At 72.8% G+C, this 22,357-nt stretch carries 21 protein-coding genes and 1 riboswitch; of the genes, 5 read left to right on the top strand and 16 right to left on the bottom strand.

The window, feature by feature from the left end; genetic code table 11:
- Nucleotides 1-125: 125 nt before the first annotated feature.
- On the bottom strand, nt 126-971 hold the full coding sequence (gene hisG / locus KBX71_RS25055) for an ATP phosphoribosyltransferase (RefSeq protein WP_030488425.1): 846 nt from the start codon (nt 969-971) through the stop codon (nt 126-128).
- A gap of 49 nt (nt 972-1,020) precedes the next feature.
- Nucleotides 1,021-1,284, bottom strand: a complete 264-nt coding sequence (locus KBX71_RS25050) for a phosphoribosyl-ATP diphosphatase (RefSeq protein WP_030335709.1) — start codon at nt 1,282-1,284, stop codon at nt 1,021-1,023.
- 133 nt (nt 1,285-1,417) lie between these two features.
- Between KBX71_RS25050 and KBX71_RS25045 the strand changes: the two genes are divergently transcribed.
- The 3 genes from KBX71_RS25045 to KBX71_RS25035 are packed head-to-tail and all read left to right on the top strand — an operon-like array spanning nt 1,418 to nt 3,870.
- Nucleotides 1,418-2,281 carry an ABC transporter substrate-binding protein gene (locus tag KBX71_RS25045; RefSeq protein WP_210820326.1) on the top strand — a complete coding sequence of 288 codons (864 nt, stop codon included), beginning with the start codon at nt 1,418-1,420 and terminating at the stop codon, nt 2,279-2,281.
- On the top strand, nt 2,278-3,123 hold the full coding sequence (locus KBX71_RS25040) for an amino acid ABC transporter permease (protein ID WP_210820325.1): 846 nt from the start codon (nt 2,278-2,280) through the stop codon (nt 3,121-3,123). The genes KBX71_RS25045 and KBX71_RS25040 overlap by 4 nt, the downstream gene beginning before the upstream one ends.
- A 3-nt stretch (nt 3,124-3,126) precedes the next feature.
- Complete coding sequence (locus KBX71_RS25035) at nt 3,127-3,870, top strand: amino acid ABC transporter ATP-binding protein (protein WP_305798245.1); 744 nt, start codon at nt 3,127-3,129, stop codon at nt 3,868-3,870.
- A gap of 19 nt (nt 3,871-3,889) precedes the next feature.
- Here KBX71_RS25035 and ribH read toward each other — a convergent pair whose 3' ends face one another.
- From ribH to rpe, 7 genes are all read right to left on the bottom strand, one after another.
- Complete coding sequence (gene ribH / locus KBX71_RS25030; RefSeq protein WP_210820356.1) at nt 3,890-4,390, bottom strand: 6,7-dimethyl-8-ribityllumazine synthase; 501 nt, start codon at nt 4,388-4,390, stop codon at nt 3,890-3,892.
- Between the two features lie 2 nt (nt 4,391-4,392).
- A complete protein-coding gene (locus KBX71_RS25025; protein ID WP_124821270.1) occupies nt 4,393-5,658 on the bottom strand; it encodes a bifunctional 3,4-dihydroxy-2-butanone-4-phosphate synthase/GTP cyclohydrolase II in 1,266 nt (421 codons plus the stop codon).
- Nucleotides 5,655-6,338, bottom strand: coding sequence for a nicotinamide riboside transporter PnuC (gene pnuC, locus KBX71_RS25020; protein ID WP_196927261.1), 684 nt, complete (start codon nt 6,336-6,338; stop codon nt 5,655-5,657). The genes KBX71_RS25025 and pnuC overlap by 4 nt, the downstream gene beginning before the upstream one ends.
- Nucleotides 6,338-6,982 carry a riboflavin synthase gene (locus KBX71_RS25015; RefSeq protein WP_196927262.1) on the bottom strand — a complete coding sequence of 215 codons (645 nt, stop codon included), beginning with the start codon at nt 6,980-6,982 and terminating at the stop codon, nt 6,338-6,340. Before KBX71_RS25015 ends, pnuC begins: the two co-directional genes overlap by 1 nt.
- Nucleotide 6,983: 1 nt before the next feature.
- Nucleotides 6,984-8,045, bottom strand: a complete 1,062-nt coding sequence (gene ribD, locus KBX71_RS25010) for a bifunctional diaminohydroxyphosphoribosylaminopyrimidine deaminase/5-amino-6-(5-phosphoribosylamino)uracil reductase RibD (RefSeq protein WP_124821267.1) — start codon at nt 8,043-8,045, stop codon at nt 6,984-6,986.
- A 167-nt stretch (nt 8,046-8,212) separates the two neighbouring features.
- A riboswitch (FMN riboswitch) is annotated at nt 8,213-8,383 on the bottom strand.
- Nucleotides 8,384-8,461: 78 nt separating this feature from the next.
- Complete coding sequence (locus tag KBX71_RS25005; protein ID WP_210820355.1) at nt 8,462-9,529, bottom strand: response regulator; 1,068 nt, start codon at nt 9,527-9,529, stop codon at nt 8,462-8,464.
- A complete protein-coding gene (gene rpe, locus KBX71_RS25000) occupies nt 9,420-10,100 on the bottom strand; it encodes a ribulose-phosphate 3-epimerase (protein WP_124821265.1) in 681 nt (226 codons plus the stop codon). The genes KBX71_RS25005 and rpe overlap by 110 nt, the downstream gene beginning before the upstream one ends.
- A gap of 254 nt (nt 10,101-10,354) precedes the next feature.
- Between rpe and KBX71_RS24995 the strand changes: the two genes are divergently transcribed.
- Nucleotides 10,355-11,248 carry a septum formation family protein gene (locus KBX71_RS24995; protein ID WP_210820324.1) on the top strand — a complete coding sequence of 298 codons (894 nt, stop codon included), beginning with the start codon at nt 10,355-10,357 and terminating at the stop codon, nt 11,246-11,248.
- Between the two features lie 82 nt (nt 11,249-11,330).
- The gene (locus KBX71_RS24990) at nt 11,331-12,221 is read left to right on the top strand and encodes a septum formation family protein (protein ID WP_210820354.1); all 891 of its coding nucleotides are present in this window, start codon (nt 11,331-11,333) and stop codon (nt 12,219-12,221) included.
- A gap of 50 nt (nt 12,222-12,271) precedes the next feature.
- On the opposite strand, the gene KBX71_RS24985 is transcribed toward KBX71_RS24990, so the two are convergent.
- The 7 genes from KBX71_RS24985 to metK form a co-directional block, all read right to left on the bottom strand.
- Complete coding sequence (locus KBX71_RS24985) at nt 12,272-13,708, bottom strand: RsmB/NOP family class I SAM-dependent RNA methyltransferase (RefSeq protein WP_210820323.1); 1,437 nt, start codon at nt 13,706-13,708, stop codon at nt 12,272-12,274.
- Nucleotides 13,705-14,631: a methionyl-tRNA formyltransferase gene (gene fmt / locus KBX71_RS24980; protein WP_210820322.1), complete on the bottom strand. Its 927-nt coding sequence runs from the start codon at nt 14,629-14,631 to the stop codon at nt 13,705-13,707. Before fmt ends, KBX71_RS24985 begins: the two co-directional genes overlap by 4 nt.
- Before the next feature lie 5 nt (nt 14,632-14,636).
- Entirely contained in the window at nt 14,637-15,194 is a 558-nt protein-coding gene (gene def, locus KBX71_RS24975) for a peptide deformylase (RefSeq protein WP_124821261.1), read from the bottom strand.
- A gap of 87 nt (nt 15,195-15,281) precedes the next feature.
- Nucleotides 15,282-17,717, bottom strand: coding sequence for a tetratricopeptide repeat protein (locus KBX71_RS24970; RefSeq protein ID WP_307847299.1), 2,436 nt, complete (start codon nt 17,715-17,717; stop codon nt 15,282-15,284).
- A 217-nt stretch (nt 17,718-17,934) separates the two neighbouring features.
- Complete coding sequence (locus tag KBX71_RS24965) at nt 17,935-18,918, bottom strand: AAA family ATPase (RefSeq protein WP_210820320.1); 984 nt, start codon at nt 18,916-18,918, stop codon at nt 17,935-17,937.
- A 256-nt stretch (nt 18,919-19,174) separates the two neighbouring features.
- The gene (locus KBX71_RS24960) at nt 19,175-21,085 is read right to left on the bottom strand and encodes a primosomal protein N' (protein WP_307847297.1); all 1,911 of its coding nucleotides are present in this window, start codon (nt 21,083-21,085) and stop codon (nt 19,175-19,177) included.
- 59 nt (nt 21,086-21,144) lie between these two features.
- Nucleotides 21,145-22,338 carry a methionine adenosyltransferase gene (gene metK / locus KBX71_RS24955; RefSeq protein WP_124821257.1) on the bottom strand — a complete coding sequence of 398 codons (1,194 nt, stop codon included), beginning with the start codon at nt 22,336-22,338 and terminating at the stop codon, nt 21,145-21,147.
- Nucleotides 22,339-22,357: the final 19 nt, after the last annotated feature.

Raw genomic sequence — 22,357 nt, 5'->3', positions numbered from 1 at the left:
TGTGGTGCCCGGTTTGGGGCCCTTCGGGCGCTTTGCCGCCCACCACAACTCCATGATCGACGAGGTAGCACTGGAACGGGCGCGCGCGGACACCCCGGTCCAGCCGGTGTTCGGGACGGGGACGGTCAGAGGCGACAGGCGTGGATGTTGGTGACGAGGATGGCGCGGGCGCCCAGCTCGTACAGCTCGTCCATGATGCGGTGCACGTCGTCGCGGAGCACCATCGCCTGCACCGCCACCCAGCCCTCGCGGTGCAGCGGCGACACGGTGGGCGACTCGATGCCCGGGGTGAGCCCGCTGGCCCGGTCCAGCAGACCGGCCGGCACGTCGTAGGCGAGCATCACGTAGCGGCGGGCCACCAGCACGCCGTGCAGGCGGCGCAGCAACTGCTCGGCCTGTGGTTGTGCGGGCGCGCCGGCGCGCCGGACCAGCACCGCCGACGAGCGCAGCAGCGGCTCGCCGAAGACCACCAGGCCCGCCTGGCGCAGGGTCGCGCCGGTCTCCACCACGTCCGCGATCACGTCGGCGACGCCGAGGCGTACGGCGTTCTCCACGGCGCCGTCGAGGCGGATCACGTCGGCCTTGACCCCCACCTCGCCGAGGTGCCGCTCGACCAGCCCCGGGTACGCGGTGGCGATCCTGTGACCGCCGAGCTCCTGAACGGAGGCGATGTCGTCGGGGCGGGCGGCGAAGCGGAAGGTGGCCCGGCCGAAGGCGAGGTCGACGACCTCCTCGGCCGGCGCGGCCGAGTCGATCAGCAGGTCCCGGCCGGTGATCCCCAGGTCGAGGTCACCGGAGCCGACGTAGGTGGCGATGTCCTTCGGGCGCAGGTAGAAGAATTCGACGTCGTTGGCCTCGTCCCGGCAGACGAGGTCCTTGGGGTCGGTGCGCTGGCGGTAGCCCGCCTCGCGCAGCATCTGGGCGGCCGGTTCGGCCAGGGTGCCCTTGTTGGGAATGGCGACACGCAGCATGACGGAGTGCTCCTTCGATCCGGATGGCGATCAACGGGGTTGGGGGCACTCACAGATGTCGGTAGACGTCCTTGAGCTCGAGGCCACTGGCGAGCATCAGCACCTGGACCTGGTAGAGCAGTTGGGAGATCTCCTCGGCGGTGCGCTCCGGCCCCTCGTGCTCGGCGGCCATCCACGACTCGGCCGCCTCCTCGACGACCTTCTTGCCGATGAAGTGCACGCCCTTGTCCAGCGCGGCGACGGTGCCCGAGCCCGGGGTGCCGGCGGCGGCCTTGGCCTGCAGCTCGGCGAACAACTCCTCGAACGTCTTCACGGGGAGCAATTCTTCCAGCCACCCGAGCGGCGCCCCGCGTCCGGGTCCGCCGGAATCCAGCAAGCGGACAATTCCCTACCAAGATGGTGGGACAATTGTCGATCGATGCCCATGGAGCTCTACGCTGTCCGCCATGGCCAGCAGCTCACGTCTCCTCGCGCTCACCCTCGCCGGCGCCGTCGTCGTAGCCACCGCCGGATGCGCGCCGCAGGACGAGAAACCCACCCCCAATGTCACAGCGGCGCCGTCCTGCGACAGGGACAGCCTGCCCACACGTACGCCGGGCAAGCTGACCATCGCCACCGACCAGCCCGCGTACGAGCCGTGGTTCGCCAAGGACAAGCCGGACAGCGGCGAGGGCTTCGAATCCGCCGTGGCGTACGCGGTGGCCGAGAAGCTCGGCTACGCCCGCGCGGACGTGGCCTGGACCCGGGTCAAGTTCGACACCGCGATCGCGCCGGGGCCGAAGGACTTCGACTTCGACATCAACCAGTTCTCCATCACCGAGGAGCGCAAGCAGGCGGTCGACTTCTCCGCGCCGTACTACCTGGTGCGGCAGACAGTCATCGCGTTGAAGTCCTCGAAGATCGCCGGCCGGAAGTCGCTGGCCGAGCTGCGGGACGCTCGGCTCGGCGCGCAGGTCGGCACCACCAGCTACCAGGCGATCACCGACGTGATCAAGCCGGCGGCCAAGCCGCAGGTCTACAACAGCAACGACGACGCCAAGAAGGCCCTGCAGAACGGGCAGTTGGACGGTCTCGTGGTGGACCTGCCGACCGCCTTCTACATCACCGGCGCGGAGATCACCGACGCGACGATCGTCGGGCAGGTGCCGCAGGTTGGTACGCCCGAGGCGTTCGGGTTGCTGCTGGACAAGAACTCGCCGCTGACGTCCTGCGTGAGCGGGGCGGTCGGTCAGCTCACCGAGGCGGGCACGCTGAAGGAGCTGGAACAGAAGTGGCTCGCGCAGGTGGCGGGGGCGGCCGAGCTGCGGTGACTCTTCTGGATCATGTGCCCTCGGAGGCACAGCTGCGGCGGTCGGCGTACCGGCGGCGGCAGACCGTCCACAGCGTGCTCGTCGCGGCGTTCTCGACGGCGGCGCTCGGCACGCTGCTGGTGATCGCGGTGACCGGGGCGCCGGGCTGGGACCGGGTCCAGCGGTCGTTCCTGGATCCGGAGATCGCCCGCGACGCACTGCCGACGGTGCTGAGCGGGCTCTGGCTCAACGTACGGCTGCTGGTGTGTTGTGCGGTCGGCGCGCTGCTGGTCGGCTTGGTGATCGCCGTGCTGCGGACGCTGCGCGGGCCGGTCTTCTTCCCGGTCCGCGCGCTGGCCGCCGGCTACACCTACACGTTCCGCGGCCTACCGCTGATCATCGTGCTGTACCTGCTCACCCTCGGCGTGCCGGGGCTGCGGTTGCAGGGCATGCCGCCGGTGCTGGTGCTGGGTGGGATCGCGTTGGTCCTCACCTACGGCGGCTACCTCGCCGAGGTGTTCCGGGCCGGCATCGAGTCGGTGCACTCCAGTCAGCTCGCCGCCGCCCGCTCGTTGGGCCTGACCTACCGGCAGACGATGCGGCACGTGGTCCTGCCGCAGGCCGTCCGTCGGGTGGCGCCACCGCTGCTCAACGACGTGGTGGCGTTGCAGAAGGACGTGGGTCTGGTGTCGCTCGCCGGGCCGATCGACGCGGTCCGCGCCGCCCAGATCGCCACCGCCCAGACGTTCAACTACACGCCGTACGTCGTGGCCGGGGTGCTCTTCGTGCTGCTCGCGATCCCGTTGATCGCGGTCACGGACTGGGTGACGCTACGCGCGGCCCGCCGACAGTCGGGGGGCTGACCCATGGCGTTGTTGCGGTGTCGGGGCCTGCGCAAGGAGTTCGGCGGGCACGTCGTGCTCGACCAGCTCGACCTGACCGTCGCCGAGCACCAGGTGGTGGCAGTGATCGGCGCGTCCGGGTCCGGCAAGTCGACACTGCTGCGCTGCGTCAACCTGCTGGACGAACTCGACGACGGCACCATCGAGTTGGACGGGGAGGACATCTCCGATCCCCGGGTGGACCCCGACCAGGTCCGGCGGCGGATCGGCATGGTGTTCCAGGCGTACAACCTCTTTCCGCACCTGAGCGTGTTGGACAACATCACCCTCGCGCCGCGCCGCGTACACCGGCGGGCCCGGGCGGAGGCCGAGGCGCAGGCCCGGGAACTGCTCGACCGGGTGGGGCTCGGCGCCAAGGCGGACGCCTACCCGGACCGGCTCTCCGGCGGGCAGCAGCAGCGGGTGGCGATCGTCCGGGCGCTGGCCAACTCACCTCGACTGATGCTGCTCGACGAGGTCACCTCCGCGCTGGACCCGGAACTCGTCGGCGAGGTGCTGACGATGATCCGGGACCTGAAGGCCGACGGCATGACCATGGTGCTGGCCACTCACGAGATGGGTTTCGCCCGGGAGGTCGCCGACGAGGTGTGTTTCCTCGACGCCGGGCGGGTCGTCGAGAGCGGCCCGCCCGAGCAGGTGCTCGGCGAGCCGACGCAGCCCCGTACCCGGCAGTTCCTGCGCCGGATCATCGAGGCCGGTCGGCTGTGAGCGAGAGGCGGTAGGGGCGTCAGCCGCTGAAGCCGACCCGCTGGGCGTTGCCCGCCGCCACGGTCCGCACGGCCAGTGCCGCGTCGAGCGCCGCGACGGTGGCGGCCCAGCCCTTGTCCTCCGCGGACCCGGGCAGACCGGCGCGGTCGCGGGCCTGCTCGATGGTCTCCACTGTCAACACCCCGTGCGCCACCGGCTTGCCCTCGTCCAGCGCCACCCGGGTCAGCCCGTCGGTGACCGAGCGGCAGACGTAGTCGAAGTGGGCGGTGGCCCCGCGGATCACCACGCCGAGGGCGACCACGACGTCGCAGCGGCGGGCGAGGGCCTGTGCCACCACCGGCAGCTCGACCGAACCGGCGACCCGGGCCACCACGGAACGGGCGCCGCACGCCTCGGCGGCGGCAATCGCACGCTCCAGCATGTGGTCGGTCAGCTCGCCGTGCCAGCGGGCGGCAACGACCCCGACGGTCAGACCCGCGGCGTCGACCGCCTCGACTCCCGGCTCACCGAAACCCGCCATCGTCATGCTCCGATCTCGTCGTTGGCGACCGGACGCCCCAGCGGCGCCTCGGACACCTCGTCCAACTGGTCCAGCAGGTGACCCATCCGGTCCCGCTTGGTGCGCAGGTAGCGCATGTTCTCCGGGTGCGCGCCGACCGGTAGCCCCTCGCGGCCGGTGATGGTCAACCCGTACCCCTCCAGCCCGGCCCGCTTGGCCGGGTTGTTGGTCAGCAGCCGCATCGAGCGCACGCCCAGGTCGTAGAGGATCTGCGCGCCGGTGCCGTAGTCGCGGGCGTCGGCCGGCAGGCCCAGGTCGAGGTTGGCGTCGACGGTGTCGCGGCCGGAGTCCTGCAACTGGTACGCCTGCAGCTTGTGCAGCAGCCCGATGCCACGCCCCTCGTGCCCCCGGACGTAGAGCACCACGCCCCGGCCCTCCTGCCCGACCCGAGCCAGCGCGGCGTCCAACTGCGGCCCACAGTCGCAGCGCAGCGAGCCGAACACGTCCCCGGTCAGGCACTCGGAGTGCACCCGGACGAGCACGTCCTGGCCGTCACCGAGGTCACCCAGCACCATCGCGACGTGCTCGGCGGGGTCGTGCTCGGCCCGGTAGCCGAGCGCCCGGAACACCCCGTGGCGCGTCGGCATCCGGGCGTCGGCGACCAGCTCGACCTGCTTCTCGGTACGCCGCCGGTAGGCGATCAGGTCGGCGATGGTGATCAGCGTGAGGCCGTGCTCGGCGGAGAACTTCTCCAGGTCCGGTAGGCGCATCATGGTGCCGTCGTCGTTGACCAGCTCGCAGAGCACGCCCGCCGGACGCAGCCCGGCCAGTCGGGTCAGGTCGATACCCGCCTCGGTGTGCCCCGGGCGACGCAGCACCCCGCCCTCGCGAGCGCGCAGCGGCACCACGTGCCCGGGCCGGGACAGGTCGGTCGGGTCGGTCGCCGCGTCGGCGAGCAGCCGGCTGGTGTGCGCGCGGTCGGCCGCCGAGATGCCGGTGCCGACCCCCTCCCGGGCGTCCACTGTCACCGTGTACGCGGTGCCACGCCGGTCCTGGTTGGTGTGGTGCATCGGCGGCAGGTCGAGCCGGTCGGCCTCGCTCTCGGTCAGCGCCACGCAGACGTACCCGGAGGTGTGGCGCACCATGAACGCCATCAGCTCCGGCGTGGCCAACTCGGCCGCGAAGATCAGATCGCCCTCGTTCTCCCGGTCCGCGTCGTCGACCACGACGACCGGCCGGCCGGCCGCGATCTCCGCGATCGCCTGCTCGATATCCCCAAAACCGGTCACGCCAGGGCCTCCGTGTAGGTGGGCGTACGGACGGTGGCCGTCGCGCGCGAGGTGCGCCACCAGGCGGCGAAGCCCCAGACGCAGAGGGCGCCGTAGATCAGGTACATGACGGCCGACGGGTAGAACCCGCCGCGCAGCAGCAGCGGCACGCCGACCGCGTCCACAGCGATCCAGAGCAGCCAGAACTCCACCCAGCCGCGGGCCATGCCGTAGGTGGCCAGCAGGCTGCCGGTGAGGATCCAGGCGTCGGGCAGCGGGCCCCACGAGCCCAGGGCCTTGAGCAGCGGGTACGCCGCGGCGGTGCCGATCACGGCGGCCACCAGCAGCAGCAGTCGTTCCCGTCCGGTGGCCCAGCGCGGGACGACCGCCGCCTGCCCGGCGTCGCCGCGACGGTTGCGCTGCCAGCGCCACCAGCCGTAGACGCTGACCGCGAAGAAGAACACCTGTCGGCCGGCCTGCCCGTACAGGTCGTGCTCCTGCGGGGTGGCGAACACCCCGCCGAGGAAGACGGTGAGGAGCAGCGCGTTACCGATCATGCCGACCGGCCACGCCCAGACCAGCCGGCGCAGCCCGAGCAGCGCCGAGACCAGCCCGAACGTGTTGCCGACGATCTCCCGGGCCAGCACCGGCGAGCCGGCGACCTGCACCTGGGCGTCCAGCAGCCAGCTGAGCGGACCCATCAGGCCACCCCGCCCGGTGTCGAGGCCACCCCGCGAGCGTCGGCGTCGGTGACCCGGTCGCCGAGCAGCCGCTCGACGTACTTGGCCAACACGTCGACCTCCAGGTTGACCGGGTCGCCGACGCCCTTCGCGCCGAGCGTGGTCAGCTTGAGCGTGGTCGGGATCAGCCCGACGGCGAACTCGTCCGCGCCGACGGCGGCCACTGTCAACGAGACGCCGTCGATGGTGATCGAGCCCTTCTCCACCACGTACCGGGACAGGGCGGCGGGCAGTCGGAACCGGACGGTCTCCCACTGCTCGGCCGGCTCCCGGGAGATCAGTTCACCGACGCCGTCGACGTGGCCCTGCACCAGGTGCCCGCCGAGGCGACTGCCGAGCGCGGCGGCCCGTTCCAGGTTGACCGGGTCGCCGGGGCGCAGGGCGCCCAGCGCGGAGCGGCGCAGCGTCTCCCCCATCACGTCGGCGGTGAAGACCCCGTCGGCCACCTCCACGACGGTCAGGCAGACACCGTTGACGGCGATCGAGTCGCCGTGCCGGGCGTCGGACGTGACGAGCGGGCCGCGTACGCCGAGCAGCGCGGAATCTCCCGCCGTCGGCGCGACCCGGACGATCTCGCCCAATTCCTCGATAATGCCGGTGAACATCTCAGCCCTCCCTTTTGCGGGGCAAAGCGGTGATCCGGAGATCCGGACCGATCTGCGTAACGTCGACGAACTCCAGATCGATGGCCTCAGCGATGGTGGTCACTCCCGCGTCGACCAGAGCGGTCGGGCCGGCGCCGAGCAACCGCGGCGCGACGTACCCGACGATCTTGTCGACCAGGCCGGCCCGCAGGAACGCGCCGGCCAGTCGGGGGCCGCCCTCCAGCAGCACCGCGCGGACCCCACGCTGGTGCAGCGCCGCGAGCAGCGCCGACAGGTCGACCCGGCCGTCCGCGTCGGCGCCGACCTCGTCGGCGGTCGCGATCCACGTCCGCGCGGCGCCGTCGCGGACCAGGGCGTCAGCCGGGGTACGCCCCGAGCTGTCCACCACCACCCGCAGCGGCTGCCGGATGGCGAGGCTGCCGTCGCGCAGGTTGCGGGCGGTCAGCCGGGGGTCGTCGGCGAGCACGGTGCCCACCCCGGCGACGACCGCGTCGACGGTGCCTCGCAGCGCGTGCACGTCGATCCGGGCCGCCTCCGAGGTGATCCACATGCTGGTGCCGTCCGCCGCGGCGGAGCGCCCGTCGAGCGTGGCGGCGTACTTCCAGATCACATACGGCCAGCCCCGGCGCATCGAGGTCAGCCACGCGACGTTGCCGGCCTCGGCCTCCTCGCCGCGTACCCCCAGATCGACCCGGACCCCGGCGGCGCGCAACGTGGCGGCGCCACCGGAAGCGACCGGGTTGGGGTCGGGTACGGCGATGACCACCCGACCGACCCCCGCCTGGACGAGCGCGGAACTACAGGGGCCGGTGCGGCCGGTGTGATCGCAGGGTTCCAGAGTGACGACAGCGGTGCCGCCCTTGGCCCGCCGCCCGGCCTGTGCCAGCGCGACGATCTCGGCGTGCGGGCCGCCGGCGTACGCGTGGAAGCCCTCGCCCACGACCTCGCCGTCCTCGTCGAGCAGCACGCACCCGACCACCGGGTTGGGGCTGGTGGTGCCGAGCCCGCGCGCGGCCAACTCGATCGCACGCCGCATCGCCTCATCAACGGAGACGCTGGCCATCGCCCTGCCCCTGCCCTCTCACTCGCCGATCCGCGCGCGGGCGGTCAGGGAGGCGGTGGCCATGGGGCCACGGGCAGGCGGTGGCGGATTCCGGGAACGGCACAGCCGGCCCCGGAGGGTCGGGACGGCACGCTGAAGCCAGCGGCCGGCTCGGACCCGTCCGTCCCGCGCGCTGTCTCCCATCCGGACTGTCTGGGCGCGGACGAACCGCCCCCAACCGTCGGCCCCGGATTTTCACCAGGTCCACCGGACGGCAGAGCCGTCCGGGTCGCGGGCTGACCACGGTTGGACCGTGGATCACCGCCGGTTCGGAATTTCACCGAGTCCCGCCAGCGCGTGGTGGGTACACGGGAAGTCTTACACGCCGATGCGACTCTGCCGCCACCTAGGCGAGCTACTTCACAGCGGTATCACGCTCAGGTGACGCCGCGACGCCGGTCCACCGCCACGTACGAACCCGGTTGACTCTTGGCGACCGTCTTCATCTCCGAGGCCACCGCGATCGCTTCGAGGGGGTCGGTGAACCGCTTGCCGTCGTCGGAGAGGGACACCCCGATGGAGAGCGTGACCAGGGCCGCGCGCCTGATGTTGCCGCGTCGGTCCTTCAGCTCGACGAAGCCGCGCTCCCGGTCGGTCGGGTCGTAGAGCGTGTCGGCGGCGTTCTCGAAGTCGACGACCGCCCGGGACGTCAGTGGGCGCACCTGGTCCGGGGCGCAGACGATGACGAAGTCGTCACCGCCGACGTGGCCGAGGAAGGCGGGCGGCAGGCCCACCGCCACGACCGCCCGGTGCAGGCTGCGGGCCAGCGCGGAGATGAAGTCGTCGCCGCGCACGAAGCCGTACCGGTCGTTGACGCTCTTGAACCGGTCGATGTCGACGTAGCCGACCGCGTAGTCCACGCCGTTTCGGACCCGGTCGCTGATCTCCCGGCGGATCCGGCTGTTGCCGGGCAGCCCGGTCAGCGGGGAGACCTCCCGGAACTCCTTGTTGCGGCGCAGCGTGGACGAGACCCGGGCCACCAGCTCGGCGGTGTCGAACGGCTTGACCAGGTAGTCGTCCGCACCGGCGCTGAGCCCGTGCACCTTGTCGACGGTCATCCCCTTGGCGGTCAGCATGATCACCGGAAGAGCGGAGGTCATCGGGTCCGCGCGCAACCGCCGGGTCAGCTCCAGCCCATCGATCCGCGGCATCATGAGGTCGACCACCGCCAGGTCCGGCCGCTGGCGCTCGATGACCTCCAGAGCCTCCTGGCCGTCGCTGGCGTGGATCACCTCGAAGCCGTGCAGCCGCAGGTTGAACTCGACGAAACGAGCGATGTCCTCGTCGTCGTCGACGACGAGAATGATGTCCTTGCGGTCGGCCTCGGGCTCCACCTCAGGCCCCGGGAGCCGCGCGTTCCGCCAGTGCCCGCAGGTGGCGTACCGCCTCCGCCGGGTCGGCGGCCCCGTACACGGCGGTGCCGGCCACGAACGCGTCGGCGCCAGCGGCGGCCGCCTGCTCGATCGTGTCGGCGGCGATCCCGCCGTCCACCTCGATGCGCAGCTCCAGGTGCCCGGCCGACACGTGCCGCCGGGCCGTCTGGACCTTCTCCAGCATCTGCGGAATGAACCGCTGCCCACCGAAGCCGGCCTTGATGGTCATGATCAGCAGGGTGTCGAAGCTGGGCAGCAGGTCCAGGTAGGGCTCGATCGGGGTGTCCCGATCGATGGCCAGGCCCGCCTTCGCACCGGCCGAGCGCAGGTCCTTGGCCAACGCCACCGGGTCGTCCGACGCCTCCGCGTGGAAGGTGACGTTGTACGCCCCCGCGTCGGCGTACCCGGGCGCCCACCGGCGTGGGTCCTCGATCATCAGGTGCACGTCGAAGGGCATCGCCGTGACAGCGCGCAGGCTCTGCACCACGGGCAGCCCAATGGTCAGGTTCGGCACGAAGTGGTTGTCCATCACGTCGACGTGCAACCAGTCCGCGGCGTCCTCGACGGCACGGACCTCTTCGGCGAGTCGGGCGAAATCGGCGGCCAGGATGCTCGGCGCGACGATCGGCGGCGGTACGGTCACGGGGCCAGTGTACGAACGTGGCCACCCGCCACCCGCATCGCGCCACCTTCGGGGACGCGCTGTGACCCAGTAGTGACCAGTGGTGCAGAATTGGACGCTCCGGACCCCCGAATCCGGACGAACAGACATCAGCGACTGGCCGATCGACGGAAACGCGACGACACTCCAACCGGGACGGTGCCATAGGCTGCACGCCCGCCGGGGTTTCGCCGCGGGGCGCGGTGACCGGCCGCCAGCTCCCGGGAGGGCGGACGATGCGACGGTGGCTTCCAGCGCTGGTGCTGGCCGGCGTCACGACGATGCTGCTGCTGACCGGCTGCGCGCCGGCGCGGGGCGCGGACGGTGATCTCACCGACGACTGGCCGACGCTGCGGGTGCCGAAGCCGTTCACCCCCGCCACCGACACCTGTCTGCCGCGGATCGCCACCGTGGTGCAGGCCAGCACGTACGAGACGGTGGACTGCGCGCGTAACCACCTGGCCGAGACCATCCACGTCGGCACCTTCGTCGGGCCCGACGCGCTGACCGAGACCCGACCGGAACCCGGGTCGTCGGCGCTGCGCACGGCTCGCGCCGAGTGCGACCAGCGAGCCCGGCAGGTGCTCGGCGGTGACTGGCACACGGCCCGACTCGCGCTGTCCCTCGCGCTGCCGTCCACACCCGCGTGGACCGGCGGCGCCCGCTGGTTCCGCTGCGACCTCAGCGAGACCGGCAGCATCGACAACACCCGCGCGGTGAACCGCACCGGCAGCCTGCGCGGCGCCCTGATCGGCGACACGCCCCTGACGCACCGCTGCTTCGATCCCAAGCTGATCGGCGACAACCTCAACTACATGGCGCCGGTGCTCTGCACGGAGCCGCACCGCGCCGAGTTCGTGGGCGTCTACGAGGAGGGGGACGTGAGCTGGGCGGAGTTCGCCAAGTCCGCCGAGCAGGCACACCGGCGCTGCATGGCGCTGATCGCCGAGTACGCGGCGGTACCCAACAACAGCGAGCTGCCGTACCGGGCCGGGTCCATCTACTACCCACCCTCGCAGCGGGAGTGGGAGGAGGGCGACCGTGGAGTGCGCTGTTTCCTGTGGAGCGACGACCGCAAGCTCACCCGCTCCATGCGCGGCGCCGGCCCCGAGGGACTGCCCGCGATCTGAGCATCGGTGCCGTATGCTGCTGCGCCGTGGCGCTATCGACCGGCTGGGTCCGGTCGGGGGCCAGCAGCGGCGGGAGGTCGGGATGCGACGGTGGTTGGCGGCGTTCGCCGGGGGTGGGGCACTGGCCCTGACGCTGGCCGGGTGCGGCGCACCCGCCGGACTCGACAGTGACCTCATCGACGACTGGCCGGCGCCCGTCGCGGCGCAGCAGTTCGTCCCCGCCGCCGACGTCTGCCACCAGAGCTCCCAGCAGGTCGGCTTCCTGACCGGCTACAACCCGACGGCGTGCACCGAGTCGCACCGGGTGGAGACCATGCACGTCGGCACCCTCACCGGCCCGGGCGCCGCGGGCGGCACTCCCCCGCAGCCCGGCTCGGCCGGCATGCGGGCCGCACAGGCCGGGTGCGACACCGTCGTCAACAAGGCGGTGGGCGCCGACTGGCGTTCCGGGCGGCTCGGCCTGACCGTCGTGCTGCCGTCACCGCAGGCCTGGTCGGGCGGGGCCCGCTGGTACCGCTGCGACGTCACCGAGATCGCCAGCATCGACGACACCGCCGTCGACCTGCGCACCGGCAGCCTCCGGGGCGCGCTGTCCGGCACGGCGCCGCTGGCGTACCGCTGCTTCAACCCGAAGCTGGTTAAGGACGACATCGACGAGATGAAGCCGGTCTCCTGCACCGCCAAGCACCACGCCGAGTTCGTCGGCGTCTGGCAGGCCCCGGACGTCAGCTACGCCGAGTTCACCCGCAGCATCAAGCGGACCCACCGGGCCTGCCAGACGATGATCGCCAAGTACGCCAAGGTTCCGGACAACTCCCAGCTCGACTTCCGCGCCGGGACGATCTACTACCAGCCGTACGAGGAGGAGTGGCGCAACGGCAACCGGGGCGTGCAGTGCTTCCTCTGGATCTCCGACCGGAACCTGACCCGGTCGATGAAGAACGCCGGCACCAAGGGTCTTCCGGTCACCTGAGCGCCGCGTCCGGCCAGTCGGGTCACCGACCGGCCGGACGCAGGGTCGGGTCAGCCTCGGCGCAGGACGGCGAGGAACATCGCGTCGGTGCCGTGCCGGTGTGGCCAGAGCTGCACGGTCGGCCCGTCGCCGAGACCGGGCATGCCGGCCGGCAGCAGCGGCCGGGCGTCCACGAAGTCCACCGGAACCCCGCTGCGGCGGGCCGCCTCGGTCACCGTCACGTGCGTCTCGACGGTGTGCGGCGAACAGGTGACATAGGCGACCAGCCCACCCGGGCGGACCGCCCGCAGCGCCGCGCCGAGCAACTCCCGTTGCAGTCGGGTCAGCGGCGGCAGGTCGGACGGCTGGCGACGCCAGCGCGACTCCGGCCGGCGACGCAACGACCCCAGCCCGGTACACGGTGCGTCGACCAGCACCCGGTCGAAGTGCTGCTCCGGCAGCTTCGGGTCGCCGCCGACCTCACGGCCGTCCATGGTCAGCACGGCCACCGGCAGGTCCCGGGTCGCCAGGGAGACCAGCCGGGCGCGGTGCTCGGCCACCTCCACCGCTGTCACCCGGGCGCCCCGCTGCGCGGCCAGCGCGCCGAGCAGCCCGGCCTTGCCACCCGGGCCGGCGCACAGGTCCAGCCAACGCCCGTCCGGGCCGTCCAACGGCGCGTCGGCGAGCGCTGTCGCCACCAGCTGGGAGCCCTCGTCCTGGACGTGGGCCCGGCCGTCGACCACCGCCGGGATGTCACCCGGCGCGCCACCGGGCAGATAGACGGCGTACGGCGAGAAGGCACCGGGCGCACCGCCGACCTGGTCGGCCAGCTCGACCGGGTCGATCAGGCCGGGCCGGGCACACAGGTGCACCGGCGGGCGCTCATTGTCCTCGATCAGGAGGCGCTCCGTCTCACCCAGATCGCCGCCGAGCGCCTCGGAGAACGCCCGCACGATCCACTGCGGGTGGCTGTACGCCAACGCGAGGTGCCCGACCGGGTCGGTCTCCATCGGTGGGGCGAGCTTCGCCACCCAGGCGTCCGCGTCACGGGTGGACACCTCGCGCAGCACCGCGTTGGCGAAGCCGGTCGCGCCCGGTGCGACCGAACGGACCAGATCCACAGTCGACGAGACCGCGGCGTGCGCCGGCACCCGGGTGTGCAGCAGCTGGTACGCCCCGAGCCGCAGCGCGTCGCGGACCGGCGGGTCGATCCGGGCCACGTCCCGGCCGGCCGCGTCGGTCAGGATCGCGTCCAACGTGCCCAGGTGGCGCAGGGTGCCGTAGGTCAGCTCGGTGGCGAAGGCCGCGTCCCGACCGAACAGCCCCTCTTCCCGCAGGATGATGGGCAGCACCAGGTTGGCGAACGCGTCGTCACGGTGCACCGCCGCCACCGCCTCGTACGCGGCGCGGCGCGGTCGGTCCAGCGGTGGTCGGACCGGGCGGCGATCCCCGCCACGGCCGGTCGACGGGCCGGAGCGCGTCGGTCGGGTTCCCTCCGGTGCCGTCACGAGAAGTCCTCTCCAGTGCCGACCCGGACGCCGCGCGCCCAGTCGGTAGCGCCCATGGCCCGTTTGCCCGCGGCACGGACCTCGCCGAGACGCACCGGCACTGTCGCCGTGCCGGCCAGCACCCGGGACTTCTCCACCAGCAACTCCCCCGGCTTCAGCTCGGGGCCGTCGGGCACCGGGACGACCGGGCCGAGCTTCACCCGCTCGTCGCGGAACGTGGTCCAGCCGCCCGGCGCCGGGGTGCAGGCCCGGATCCGCCGATCCACGGCGAAGGCCGGGTCACTCCAGCGCACGCGCGCGTCGTCCACTGTCAGCTTCGGCGCCAGCGACACCCCGTCGGCGGGCTGCGGCTCGGCGCGGGCGGTGCCGTCGGCGATCGCGTCGAGCACCGCCACCAGCAGCCCGGCGCCGGAATCGGCGAGCCGCCCCAACAGGTCACCGGAGGTGTCGGCGGCGCGGATCTCGTCGGTCAGCGTGCCGTAGACCGGCCCGGTGTCCAGGCCCTCCTCCAACTGGAAGACGCTGGCCCCGGTCAGTTCGTCACCGTGCAGCACGGCGTGCTGCACGGGCGCGGCGCCACGCCACGCGGGCAGCAGGGAGAAGTGCAGGTTGATCCAGCCGTGCCGGGGGATCTCCAGGGCGGCCGGTGGCACCAGCGCGCCATAGGCGACCACCGGCACGCAGTCCGGCTCCAGCTCGCGCAGCCGATCGAGGAACTCCGGGTCGCGGGGACGGGCCGGCGTGAGCACCTCGACGCCGTGCTCGTCGGCCCACGCGCCGACCGGGGAGCGGGACAGACCCCGCCCACGCCCGGCGGGCGCGTCGGGCCGGGTGACCACTGCCACCAGCTCGTGGCGGGAGGCGGCGACGGCGGCCAGTGCGGGAACGGCGACGGCCGGCGTACCGGCGAAGATCACGCGCATCCGGGTCAGCGCCCCAGACCGAAGGGATCGCTGATGTGCGGGCTGAGCTTTACCGTGGGCGGGGCCGCCGCGTCGTACCACTCGGCCTGGCGGATCGCCTTCATGGCTTCCTTGCGTCCCTCCGGGTCCAGTCGGTCCAGGAAGAGCACCCCGTCGAGGTGGTCGGTCTCGTGCTGCACGCAGCGCGCCATCAGACCGGTGCCGACGATCTGCATGGGGTCGCCGAACGAGCTGAAGCCCTTGGCGACGACATTCTGCCGACGCTTGGTGTCGAAGTAGAGCCCGGGGATCGACAGGCAGCCCTCCGGACCGTCCTGCTCCTCCTCGTCGGGGAACTCCAGCACGGGGTTGATCAGGTGCCCGAGGACGTCGTCGACGTCGAAGGTGAACACCCGCAGACTCACACCGAGCTGCGGCGCGGCCAAGCCGGCGCCGTTCTGCTCACGCATCGTGTCGGTGAGGTCGGCGACGAGCCGACGTAGCTCGGCGTCGAAGTTGACCACCGGATCGGCCGGCGTGCGCAGCACCGGATCCCCAAACAGACGGATGGGCTGGACGGTCACGCGGGACGGCTCCTTATTGCGGTGGGACGAGCTATGCGGTGACCAGTCTACGGAGTGCCCGGCTGGACACCGGCCAGCGCACCTCGGTCACCCACCGCCGGTGTGCCCAGCGTCACCGGCGGGCAGCCCGGCCAGCAGGTCACGCACCCGCTCGGCGTCCGGGTGGCCGAGATCGTCGAGGATGGCCAGGGCAGGCCGCCAGGTACGCGCGGCAGCGGCCGTGTCCCCCACCGCCTGCCAGCTCTGGCCGAGCCGGGACAGGGTGTCCGCCTCGTCGTAGCGGTCGCTGACCCGCCGGTACAGCCCGAGCGCCCGCTGGAAACAGCGGATCGCCGCACGGTGGTCACCCAAACGGGCGTGGATGAAGCCGAGGCTGTCCCAGGTGTTCGCCTCACCGTGCCGGTCACCTGTCGTCCGCAGCAGCGCCAACGCCTCCTGGCAGTGCGCGAGCGCCGGCTCGTACTGACCGAGCTGGGCGTGCGCCCAACCCACCGCGTTGCGGGCGCTGGCCTCCCCCGAGACGTGGCCGGCGGCCCGGTACAGCGCCAGGGCCCGCTCGCTCTGCTCCAGCGGCTCGGCGTGCCGGCCGAGTCCGTCGAGCATCGCGCCGAACGCCCGGTGGGTGCGCGCCTGCCCGGTGTGGTCGCCCAGCTCCGCGAAGATCACCAGCGCCTGGCGGTAGTTTGTCGCCGCCTCGTCCACCCGACCCAGCCGGGACAGCACCCGGGCGAGGTCGCGGTGGGCGTTCGCCTGCCCGGGTCGGTCGCCGGCCCTCCGCGCCCCGGCCAGGGCGTTCCCCTGGGCCACCGCCAGGTCCGGCCAACGTCCCCGGCGTTGCAGGAAGTCCACGAGTGTCCAGGCCAACTGCCACGCGTGGCCGTCGAACCCGGCCCGCCTCGCGTGGGCGACCGCCGCCAGCAGCACCGGATACTCGACGGTGAACCAGGCGAGCGCCTGACCGTGGTCGGTGATCTCCTCGGGCACCACGCCCGCTGCGACGGCGGCGAGGGTGACCGGGTCCCGGCCCGGTTGCAGCAGCAGCGCCGCCGCGTGCGCGGTGTGCAGGTAGTGGTCCAGCCCGCGCCGGATCGCGGCCCGCCGGGCCGGTGCCGGTTCGAGACGTTCGACCTGCTCGGCCGCGTACGCCCGGAGCAGGTCGTGGGCGCCGAACCGGCCGGGGGCGTGCTCGGTGACGAGGTGCGCGTGGGCCAGCTCGGCCAGCAGTCGGGGCGCCTGGGCCCGGGGCAGCCCGGCCAGACTGGCCGCCGCAGCGAACCCGATGTCCGGCCCGGGATGGCAGCCGAAGAGCCGGAACAGGCGTGCCGCCTCCGGCGTCAGGCTCCGGTACGACCAGGAGAAGACGGCCTGCACGTCGGTGCCTTCGTCCCCTCCGTCGAACGAGTCGAGTGGTCGCGGCGCCGCCCGCAGTTCGGCCGCGAGGGTGGCCAGCGGGAACGTCGGCTTCTCCGCACCTCTCGCGGCGAGCACGGCCAGCGCCAACGGCAGCCGCGCGCACCGCTCGATGATCTCGTCCACCGCCTGCGGCTCGGCCGCCAACCGGTCCGGGCCGAGCCGCCGGGCCAACAGTTGCCAGGCCTCGGCGGTGGTGAGCAGGTCGACGCCGATCGGCCGGGCGCCCTCGGCGGCGATCAGGCCGGCGAGCCGGTTGCGGCTGGTGACCAGGACCAGGCAGCTCTGACTGCCGACCAGCAGGTGCCGTACCTGGTCGGCGTCGCGGGCGTTGTCCAGCAGCACCAGCATCCGGCGGCCGGCGAGCAGGCTGCGGTAGAGGCCGACCTGCGCGGGCAGGTGGGTGGGGATTCGTTCGGGCGGCACCTCGAGGGCCTCCAGGAAGCCCCGAACCGCCTCGACGGCCGTCACCACACTTCCGCTGGAGTCGAACCCACGCAGGTCGACGTAGAGCTGGCCGTCCGGGAAACGGTCCGCGACCCGGTGCGCCCACTTGACCGCGAGGGTCGTCTTGCCGACCCCGGCCGTGCCGGACAACGTCATGACGGTGACCGACGCCACGCCGTCGTCCCCGGGTGCCACCGCGCGAGCGCACTCGGCATCGAGTTGGGCGAGTTGGGCCGCGCGTCCGACGAACCCGGGAAGCGCCGGGGGTAGTTGGCGAGGCACCGGGAATCGGGGGGACGTGGCACCGGGGCGCGGGGCGCCGGCCCGGGCCCGAACGACAGCCCGCCCGGTGGTCGCGTGGTCCCGGTTCGGGCGTCGACGTCGCTCCTCGACCCGGTCCCGCGCGGTGGCCAGCACCCCCTGTTCGGCGGGGGTCGCGCCGAGCAGCCGGATGAGGGCGTCGAACCGCTCTGGCGGCGGCAGGATGTTGCCGGCGAAGTACTCCCCGATGATCCCGCGCGACCAGCCGGTCTTCGCGGCCAACTGCCGGTACGTCAGCAGGGTCTCGCCCTGTTGCCGGGCCTCACGGCGGCGCAGCTGGCGCAGCAACCCGGCCAGTTCCGGCAGGGTCTGCGCCTCGCTGGCGGCGCGGGCGAGTTCGAACACCGCGGGTGACCCATGTGACGTCTGATGAGTGCCGGACGGTATCCACTGCTCGGACATGCGGCCCCCACCCCCGGTGATCCGGCCCCCCGGATACGCAGGGGCAGGGTAATTCCGGGCCGAAGCCACTCGATAGACGACTGCCAATGTATGACAGTTCCACTGCGGAGCCCGCACCTCTGCGTCAACGTCCGCGCGTCGGCCCGGCCTCGCGCCGGGTTCAGACGCTGGCGCCCGGGTCCCCCGCGAGCACCGCGTCGCCGCGCAGCAGCGCGGGCTCGGGCAGCGGCAGTTGGATCTTGTGAGCCGCCTCCCAGTCGTAGATCAGGCCGGGGCGCACCTGGGCGGCGAAGTAGTCGATCGCGGTCATCCCACCCACGACCGGCTCGTCGACCTCGGCGACCAGTTGGGCCGGGACCAGGGAGAACCCGTTCTGCAGCGCGGCGCTGAGGCGGCGGTGACCGTCGACGACGAAGAAGTACTCGCCGGTGAACCCGATCTTTAACGGTTCGAGGGCCTCGTCGCCGGCCTCGGCCACCCCACCGACGAAGTCGGTGTCCCACAGACCCCGCAGGGTGGCGATGTCCTCGGTCGGGTAGACCCGGGCCGGGTCCAGCAGCAGCAGCGGCGGCGCGTCGCGCAGCACCTCGGCGCCGAGCGTGCCCTCGTACGCGGCCACGATGTGCTCGATCACCTCGGCGGCGGACGCCCGGGTGGTGTCACAGATCAGGTCATAGTTGCGCAGACGGGCCTTGTCCACCCCGTACCGGATGATGAACCGGCTCCGCTCGCTCGAGCTGCGCTCACGGAGCTTGGCCTTGGCCTCGTCCAGGGAGGCGTAGCTCTCCGCCGGCCCGGAAGGCCGGGCGAGCACCCGACGGGCCGCCTCACCCGGCTCGGTGATCATGTGCACCTTGAGCGCGTCGGTGAAGAAGTGCCAGGCCAGCCGGGAGTCCATCACGAGGCGCTCACCGGAGGCGGCGATGTCCCGCTGGAGCTGGTCGACGTAACCGTCCACGGCCTGGTCGAGCTCGGCGTGCAGGTTGAGCTGCAGGGCGGTCATCTGCCGCTGCTGCGCCATCTCCCGGTAGAGGTCCCCCACGCTGACCCGGCGCATGCCGAGCCGCTTGGCGATCTCGACCGACACGGTGCTCTTGCCGCTGCCGAGGTCGCCGTTGAAGACGATCGATTGCCCAACGGTCACGACTGGTCCACCCCTGATCACCGGCTCATTGACATCATCGACCTCGCGCCCGACCGACGCGTTCCCGCCATCGTCGCGCCATCCCGCGGCGGCTCCCGCTCGGCGCGGCTGACGCTCCGTGGCGACCAGGAGCCCGTCGTACGCCTCGGCATGACGGGCGATGCTACCACTCGGACGCCACCGCTTTGCCGGACGCGGTGTGCGAGGACCACCGCACCGGGAGAGGTCCATCACCGCCGGCACCGGCCGAAACTCCTCAGAACAGGCTCAGCGGATCGACCTGGAGACGAACCGGATCGGCGGCCTTGCGGGCGGCCCGAGCGCCGGCGGCCGAATGCAACGCGTCGGCGAGCGCGGCAGCCCTGGCCCGGGGCACCCGAACCAACATCCGCTCCCGACCTTCCTCGGCCGGCACCGGCCCGAGCACCTCGGCGTCGTCCGGCAGCCGGGCCGCGGCCAGCAGGTCCGCCACCGCCTCGGCCGCGCCGGTGACGCTCGCCATCCGTACGGCCGGGGGGAAGCCCAGCTCACGGCGCTCGGCCAACTCCCGGCCGGCGAACCAGGCGGCGTCCCAACGCAGCAGCGCCTGCACCGGGGCGAGCGCGCCGTCGGCGACCACCACCACCCGACCGGCCGGCGCCGGGCGGGCCAGGGCCGCCGCGGCCAGCCAGCGGCGCAGCGCCTCCTCGCCGGCCCGCAGGTCGGCTCGGGTCAGCAGGGCCCACGAGTCGAGCAACAGCACCGCGCCGTAGCCGCCCTCGGCGACCGGCTCGGCGCCCGGGGTGGCCACCACCAGGGCCGCGCCGCCGGGCACGTCGGTCAGCACCTCCTCGCGCCCGGAGGTGCGCACCGGGACGCCGGGGAACGCCCGGCCCAGCTCCTCGGCGGTCCGCCGGGCGCCGGTCACCGCGGCCCGCAGCCGCCGCCCACCGCACTCCGGGCAGGCGTACGCGGCGTCCACCCGGGCGCACCACCGGCAGGACGGGGTGCCGCCGGCCGAGGGCAGCGCGAGCGGGCCGGCGCAGTGCGCGCAGCGGGCCGGGGTGCGGCACTCGGCGCAGGAGATCGACGGCAGGTAGCCGCGTCGGGGCACCTGCACCAGCACCGGCAGGTCCTGCCGGAGCGCGTCACGGGCGGCCGTCCAGGCCAGGCTGGGCAGCCGGGCGGTGGCGGCCCCGGGGTCACGGGCCAGTTGCGGGTCGTCTCCGGTCGGTGCGATGGACGGGATCCGCGCCCGCACGGTGGCCCGGTCGGCGACCACCTCCGGCGCCCAGCCGGTCTCCACCAGCAGCTGCGCCTCGGCCGTCCGGGCGTACCCGCCGACCAGCGCGCCGGCCTCGGCGAGGTGGGCGCGGGTGAGCAGCACGTCGCGGGCGTGCGGGTAGGGCGCCCGGGGTTCGGAGTGCAGGTCGTCGCCGTCGTCCCAGACGGCGACCAGGCCGAGGCGGTCCACCGGGGCGAACATCGCCGCCCGGGTGCCGATCACCACCGGCACCTGTCCACGGCGAGCGGCGAGGAACGCGCGGTAACGCCGGGCCGGGCCGAGCGCGGCGGAGAGGCTGACGTGTCGCCCCGGGCCGAGCACGCCGGTGAGCGCGGCGTCGAGGCGGTCGAGGTCACGCGCGTCGGGCACCACGACCACCGCGCCGCGCCCACCGGCGACGGTGGCCGCCACCGCGTCGGCGTAGCGGGCCGCCCAGTCCTCGCCGGGCAGCGCCGACCAGACCGCGCGGGGCGCCCGGCCGTCGGCGAGCGCCCGCAACAGGGCCGGGCCGGTGGGGTAGTCGCGCCACCCGCGCGGGTCGACCGCCCCGGTGGGGACGGCCGGGGTGGGCTGGTCGTCCTGGGGCTCCTTCTCCACCCGCGCGTGCCGCGGCGGCACGGCGAGCCGGAGCACGTCGGCGAGGCTGCCCGCGTACCGGTCGGCGACCGCCCGGGCCAGCCGGGCGATCTCGGGGGCCAGCACCGGCTCCGGCGAAACCACCTTCTCCAGGTACGCGAGGCGGCCGGTGTGGCCGGAGTCGTCGGCGCGCGACAGCAACCACCCGTCGACGAGTTGACCCGCGAAGCGCACCTTCACCCGGGTACCGGGCACCGCCACCTCGTCCAGTTCCGCCGGCACCAGGTAGTCGAACGGCCGGTCCAGGTGCGCCAGTCCGACATCCACGCAGACGCGCGCGACCGGCGACCCGTCCGCGGGTCGCCGGTCGCTGCGCTTGGTGGCGGTCAGGCTCCCGCGGCCGACTTGAGGTCGGCGGCCCGGTCGGTGCTCTCCCAGGTCAGGTCCGGCAGTTCCCGGCCGAAGTGGCCGTACGCGGCGGTCTGCTGGTAGATCGGGCGGAGCAGGTTGAGGTCCCGGATGATCGCGGCCGGACGCAGGTCGAACACCTCGGTGACGGCCTTCTCGATCGAGGAGACGGGCACGGTCTCGGTGCCGAACGTCTCGATGAACAGGCTCACCGGGTGCGCCTTGCCGATGGCGTAGGCGACCTGCGCCTCGCACCGCTCGGCCAGGCCGGCGGCGACCACGTTCTTGGCCACCCAGCGCATCGCGTACGCGGCCGAGCGATCCACCTTGGACGGGTCCTTGCCGGAGAAGGCGCCACCACCGTGGCGGGCGTACCCACCGTAGGTGTCGACGATGATCTTGCGGCCGGTCAGCCCGGCGTCACCCATCGGGCCGCCGATCTCGAACCGGCCGGTCGGGTTGACCAGCAGCCGGTAGCCGTCGGTGTCCAGACCGAGGCCCTCCAGCTCCGGGGCGATCACGTGGTCGCGCACGTCCGGGGTGAGCAGCGAGTCCAGTGAGATGTCGGCGGCGTGCTGGCTGGACACGACAACGGTGTTCAGCCGGACCGGGCGCAGCCCCTCGTACTCGATGGTGACCTGGGTCTTGCCGTCCGGCCGGAGGTACGGGATCGTGCCGTCCTTGCGCACCGCCGAGAGGCGGCGGGCCAGCCGGTGGGCGAGCGCGATCGGCAGCGGCATCAGCTCGGGCGTCTCCGAGCAGGCGAAGCCGAACATCATGCCCTGGTCACCGGCGCCCTGTGCGTCGAGCGCGCTCTCCGACGCCCCGGTCCGCAGCTCGAAGGCGTTGTCGACACCCTGCGCGATGTCCTCGGACTGCGCGCCGATGGACACGCTGACCCCGCAGGAGGCGCCGTCGAAGCCCTTCTTCGACGAGTCGTAGCCGATGTCGAGGATGGTCCGGCGGACGATCGTCGGGATGTCGGCGTACGCCTTGGTGGTCACCTCACCGGCGATGTGCACCTGACCGGTGGTGATCATGGTCTCCACCGCCACGCGGCTGTGGGGATCCTCGGTCAGCAGCGCGTCGAGGATGCCATCGCTGATCTGGTCAGCGATCTTGTCCGGGTGGCCTTCCGTGACCGATTCGGACGTGAAGAGACGGCGTGTCACGGCACTCCTAAGCGTGTGA

The organism is Micromonospora sp. D93 (assembly GCF_018070365.1).
Lineage (GTDB): Bacteria > Actinomycetota > Actinomycetes > Mycobacteriales > Micromonosporaceae > Micromonospora > Micromonospora ureilytica.
The sequence above is the reverse complement of the archived record's forward strand: the minus strand, read 5'-3'. Positions and strand labels throughout refer to the sequence as shown.